The sequence below is a fragment of the Pseudactinotalea terrae genome (assembly GCF_009733845.1).
Classification (GTDB): Bacteria; Actinomycetota; Actinomycetes; order Actinomycetales; family Beutenbergiaceae; genus Pseudactinotalea; species Pseudactinotalea terrae.
The window spans coordinates 1-4,895 of sequence record NZ_WNXZ01000014.1 but is presented as its reverse complement, the minus strand read 5'-3'; the positions used below and the strand labels follow the sequence as shown (position 1 = coordinate 4,895).

General features: G+C 65.8%; 7 protein-coding genes. 2 read left to right on the top strand and 5 right to left on the bottom strand.

Annotation, left to right across the window (positions count from 1 at the left end; all coding sequences use genetic code 11):
- The 4 genes from GPA03_RS22410 to GPA03_RS23175 form a co-directional block, all read right to left on the bottom strand.
- Nucleotides 1-403 (bottom strand): NAD(P)/FAD-dependent oxidoreductase (locus GPA03_RS22410; RefSeq protein WP_156254279.1); only part of this gene is annotated, 403 nt, incomplete at its 3' end.
- A gap of 575 nt (nucleotides 404-978) precedes the next feature.
- Nucleotides 979-1,377 (bottom strand): ubiquitination-like system serine protease family protein, encoded by a 399-nt coding sequence (locus GPA03_RS22405; RefSeq protein WP_156254278.1) that lies wholly within the window; start codon nucleotides 1,375-1,377, stop codon nucleotides 979-981.
- Complete coding sequence (locus GPA03_RS22400; protein WP_156254277.1) at nucleotides 1,374-2,519, bottom strand: ThiF family adenylyltransferase; 1,146 nt, start codon at nucleotides 2,517-2,519, stop codon at nucleotides 1,374-1,376. The genes GPA03_RS22405 and GPA03_RS22400 overlap by 4 nt, the downstream gene beginning before the upstream one ends.
- 3 nt (nucleotides 2,520-2,522) lie before the next feature.
- Nucleotides 2,523-2,807, bottom strand: coding sequence for a multiubiquitin domain-containing protein (locus tag GPA03_RS23175; protein ID WP_162458476.1), 285 nt, complete (start codon nucleotides 2,805-2,807; stop codon nucleotides 2,523-2,525).
- 185 nt (nucleotides 2,808-2,992) lie between these two features.
- Here GPA03_RS23175 and GPA03_RS22390 point away from each other — a divergent pair, with 185 nt between their 5' ends.
- The gene (locus GPA03_RS22390) at nucleotides 2,993-3,277 is read left to right on the top strand and encodes a hypothetical protein (RefSeq protein WP_156254276.1); all 285 of its coding nucleotides are present in this window, start codon (nucleotides 2,993-2,995) and stop codon (nucleotides 3,275-3,277) included.
- A complete protein-coding gene (locus GPA03_RS22385) occupies nucleotides 3,277-4,398 on the top strand; it encodes an ImmA/IrrE family metallo-endopeptidase (protein WP_156254275.1) in 1,122 nt (373 codons plus the stop codon). The genes GPA03_RS22390 and GPA03_RS22385 overlap by 1 nt, the downstream gene beginning before the upstream one ends.
- 8 nt (nucleotides 4,399-4,406) lie before the next feature.
- Here the strand turns inward: GPA03_RS22385 and GPA03_RS22380 are convergent, their stop codons facing one another.
- Entirely contained in the window at nucleotides 4,407-4,781 is a 375-nt protein-coding gene (locus GPA03_RS22380) for a DUF4917 family protein (protein WP_162458475.1), read from the bottom strand.
- Nucleotides 4,782-4,895 lie beyond the last annotated feature (114 nt).

The following is a 4,895-nucleotide window of genomic DNA, read 5'->3' as shown; positions in this document are numbered from 1 at the left end:
AGGACACCCCCCGCCCCGAGAGCCGCTTCTCATCCGGCAGCCCGATCTCCTTGTACGCCGACCCGGTGGCCAGGATCACGGTACGGGCGCGGTAGGTCTCGTCGTCGGCCACGACGGTCTTGACCTGCCCGGTGAGCTCGACGCTCTCGACATCCTCATACCGCACGTCAGCGCCGAACCGCTCGGCCTGCTCCTGCAGCTTGGCCATCAGGTCCGGGCCCATGATCCCCTCGGGGAACCCCGGGAAGTTCTCCACATCGGTCGTATTCATCAGCGCCCCGCCCGCGGTCACCGATCCCGCGAACACGATCGGGTTCAGACCCGCCCGCGCCGCATAGACCGCAGCGGTGTACCCCGCGGGCCCGGAGCCGATGATGATGACGTCGTGAACCTGTATCGACATGTCTCTATATTGACAGGTGTCGATGTAGGTCGCAAGTGGAAGTGCCGCGACCTGTTCTCGTGCCCGGGATACGGTCACCACTCGGCCGTGAGCGCCCGCCCGAGCGTGAGGGCCATCGCTGTCTCCGGCGAGTGCCCGTGGCGTTCAGTGGCGCCGGTATGTCAGCTCGCGGCGAGCCCGTCCCCGAGGCTGCGGCCCTCATCCTGATCCTGCATCCGGCCGCTGGCTGTCGAGATGCAGCAGAGGCTGCGCGGAACAGGCTCCGTACGATGCATGAACGCGTGCATGCCGTAGGGCTGCGCAGACAGGCTCATCTTCGGCCGAGCGCGGATCGCACGGCGTCGGTCTAGCGGCGGCGCCGGGGCTTGCTCGGCCGCTCGATCGGCGACCCGTACCCGACGACGTGCCACCAGCCGCAGTACGGGCACCGGAGTGCCTCGGCGCCCTTCCGGACCCCTGAGGCGATGGCAGCGGCTTCCGCCCAGGACGCGATGGGTGGTCGCTTGGTCCTACACCGCGCTCCTCGGATCGACATGCTGGTTTCCTCTCGGGTGGTTTGGGTGACTTGGGCGCGCCTAGGAGCGCGCCCGGTGGAAGAGCTCCCGTAACGCCCTCCTGAAACGACCGAATCGAGACTCTTTGAGTGCGCGCGCTGCGGTCTGATCGCGAGCGACCGCACTGCGGTGCTGTTCCGGGGTCATGTTCGAGAGCCAGCGCACCTGCGACGCCTCGATGATGTAGTGCGATCGGCAGGCGAGTGCGCCGTTGCCGATGGACGGCGCTAGGCTCACCCTGCCGTCGTAGCGGAGTACCCACCCGGCTGGGCCCAGTGGGGTGACGACCTCCTGACCACAGCCGCAGCAGCAGAGGTGGGCCACGATGTTGTGGGTGCCGCTGATGTAGATCACGCCGAAATCGAGGCTTGTGGGCAGCACGTCGAGGAACTGGTGCTGGACTTCGCGCTGTCGGCTCATGTGGTCAGCGGGGTGATCGTGTTATCGCTGACGGGGTACGCGAACGCGGAGACGTCGGTCGCCATATCGGCGTAGAAGCCGATGTGACGCTTCCACTGGATGACGGCGAGTGCCGCATTGAGGGCGTTGAGGTCGCCGATCTGGATGTTGCGCTCGTACACGTCGGGCGCAGCGCCTCCGGTCGGCATCTGCACCCGCCGCTCCGGGATGCTCGTCGAGACCCTGAGCACGCCGGTCAATCCAGAGCCGGTGTCGGTGACGCCCATGCCGACGTCGATGAATGCCATGCCCACGGCCTCGAGCGCAGAGGCGATTCCGTCACGGTCCGCTCCGTCGTCGAGGGACAGGAACACGAAGTCGAACCCCTCCACCTCCTGGCAGGTCTCCGCGTCGAAGTACGTCTGGTGAGAGGTGACGCCTCGCTTAATCCGCGAGTACTGCTTCGCCCAATACTCGGCCTTGTTCGGTCTTGAGCGGAGGTCGCTGACATCGGCTGCGCCGGGCGCACGGAAGGCGTTGTGGTTGACGAACTCGTCGCCGTCGTAGAGGTGGATCTCGCCGACCGGTGTCTTGGCGACGAGGTCGAGGATGTGCGAGCCGGTCCCGCCGAGGCCAACGATCGCGATCCGCATGCCCCTGAACACCGAGTTCAACGCGGTGGTACCCGCGCGGCTGGATGCCGAGTCGCGATAGACGAACGGATCCTCGTCGTCGCCACCGCCGGCCCCCCGGACCGGGAACGTGCGTGCAGTCGCCCCCTCGTCGATTGCGCCCGCCCAGCGGGAGATCAGACTGACGTACGTGGTGACCTTGTCGTAGTGGCTCGCGTAGATGCCCGACTTCGGCTTGGCCGACAGGTAGAAGTCTGTGCGGATGCCAGGCACGAACTCACTTGACCGACGGCTGTTGATCACGTTCGTGAGGGGACGCCCCTCGGCATTGCAGGGTTCGGAGCCACGGAAGTGGGCCGTGTGGTCTCCGGGCGTCGCCAGGGCATCACCCGCCATCGTGGCCGCCATGACGAGGCACCCTCGCGCGACGGCCTTCTCGGTGGTCACATACGGGACATCGTTGACGAGCAGGTAGGCCCCATGCAGCTCCACGTCGTAGCCCTCGTCCCGGAGGCGTGTGAGGTCGTCCATGGGTCAGGACCTGGTCGTGATCTGGACGGCGAAGCTCGTGCCCTTCTTGACACGAACGCTCTGGCCGGGGGCGAGTGAGCCGGAGTCGTTCCCGTGCTGCGCACGGGTGTACGTGACGACATACTCGGCGCCCGCGCCCGGAGCCTGGCCTGGGAAGGCGAGGGCGACGACCTGCTCGAACGTTACGTCCCGATCTGGAACATCGTACGGACGGGCGTTGACGTAGATCTCGATCGTCCTGGGTCCGTGAGCTTCAGGGCTGTCTGGGGCTGCATGGGTAGGAATCACGGGCACCTCCTGGGTGTCGGGCAGGGATCCCAGCCGCAGCGCGGTAGGCTTTACCTGTCTGGTAAACGACTCTACACCACTTCGGCTTTACCTAGGAGGTAAAGGTGCTCCTGGCGTGGCGCGACCCCGCGCTCGGGCAGACATGCTCCTCCGGCGTCGGCATGGAGCTCCGTTGGCCAGGGTCCGTGGACGCCATCAAGCGCCTCCTCTGGACCGTGAAGCACTGCCAGGACCTTCGAGCGCTCCTGCGGCACCCATCCGTCACTATCACCACGAGCGGCCCCGGCTTCGAGGCGTTCACTGTGCAGATGCCCAGCGCCGGGATGAGCGCGTTGGCACTGACCCATACGGGGGAGGTGCTCAGCATCGCAAGCCCAGGACAGCTCGTACAGCACGCGAGCACCACGACCGCATTGCTCGTCGCGGACCTCATGGCTGAGGGATCCGCCGACATTCGAGAGGCAATCTGATGACGACCCCCCACACCAGCACGACGCGTTACAACCCGAGCGAGTTCGAGCCAGACTGGGCCTTCACTCCGGGCACGATGATCCTGCAGTCGCTCGAAGACCTCCGGTTCACGCAGGCCGATGTCGCCGCCCGGGCGAGCATCAGCGCCAAGCACCTCAACCAAGTCATCAAGGCGCACGCACCGCTCTCCCCCGATGTTGCAGTCGCACTCGAGCGAGTCCTCGGGGTACCTGCAGAGCACTGGCTCGCGCTTGAGGCGACCTGGCAGGCACACAAGGCCCGCGAAACCACGCAGCGCTCCTTCGCGGGCCTCGCCTCGTGGCTCGACAGCTTCCCGGCTGCCGTGCTGCAGGAGCGGAATATCATTGACACGAAGGCCACCGTCGCATCCCGCGCCGATGCGCTCCTCCGCTTCTTCCACGTCGCCGACACCACCGCATTCGACAAGGTATGGCTCGCTCCCCAGGCAAGCTACAAGAGGAGCCAGAAGTTCGCGATCGACCCCTACGGGACAGCTCTGTGGCTCCGACTCGCCGAGGTGGCCGCGGAAGCTTCCAGCGACACCTGCCCCTCCTACGACGCGAGCAGGCTTCGGGCCATCGCGCGCATGATCCCGCCGCTCACACGCGAGCCGATCCGGAGTGGGTTCACGAGCGCTCAGGCCCTTCTGAGCAAGGCCGGTGTCCTGCTGGTGTTCGTCCCTGAGATTGCAGACACGCGAATCACCGGTGCATCCAGGTGGCTCACATCCGGCCACCCAGTGATCGCACTTTCGGGGCGTCACAAGTTCCTCGACATCTTCTGGTTCACGCTTCTGCACGAGATCGGCCACGTTCTCCTGCACCCAAAGCGAGCAACGTACCTAGACATTGAGGGCGTACACGACGACGCAGACCAGCGGGAGGCGTCCGCCGACTCCTTCGCCAGCGAGCTGATCCTCACCGACACTCTGCGGGAAGAACTCACCGAGCTCAGCTCTGACGCCGAACTCAGCGCGCTCGCGCGGCGTGCCGGTGTCTCCGAGGGTGTGATCGCTGGCCAGTACGCACACGCCACCGACAACTGGAGGAAGTTCGGGAAGTTGCGACAGAGGGACGACTTGGCAACGGCCCTCCGATAACGCCCCGTTCAGGTCTGCAGGCTAGCTCCGAGATCGGACTGCAGTGTCAATGAACTCAGGCCCAGGGGATGGGTCGTGCTGTCGAAGAAGTGGACTGTGTGCGGCTCGAGCGCACGTCGCAGGTGGGCCTTCTGTTCGATGATCGCCCGCGGATCGTCATCTGGCCAGACCGAGATCGCAATCTCGCGCTTTCCACCCGCGACGAGGGCCTCCATGACGTGCTGATCTTGCGGCGCGAGCGAATGGCCGAACACCACGGTGTCGCCGGTGCTGGTGCGGAGCCGGTCGAGGCACCAACTGAGGTACTGCGAGCCACGGATGGTCGAAAGCTTCGCACGTGAGGTCCCTTCGCTGACGAAGAGCGGCCGCCCGGAACCTGTCAACCTGTCTGGAGTCGGTCGTCGGTGGTGGGGTGGTTGATGGCGACTTGTGCCATCGGGGTGTGGATGACGGGTCGGGCTCGGAATCGTTCGGGGTGGGCCTGGTAGAGGTGTCCC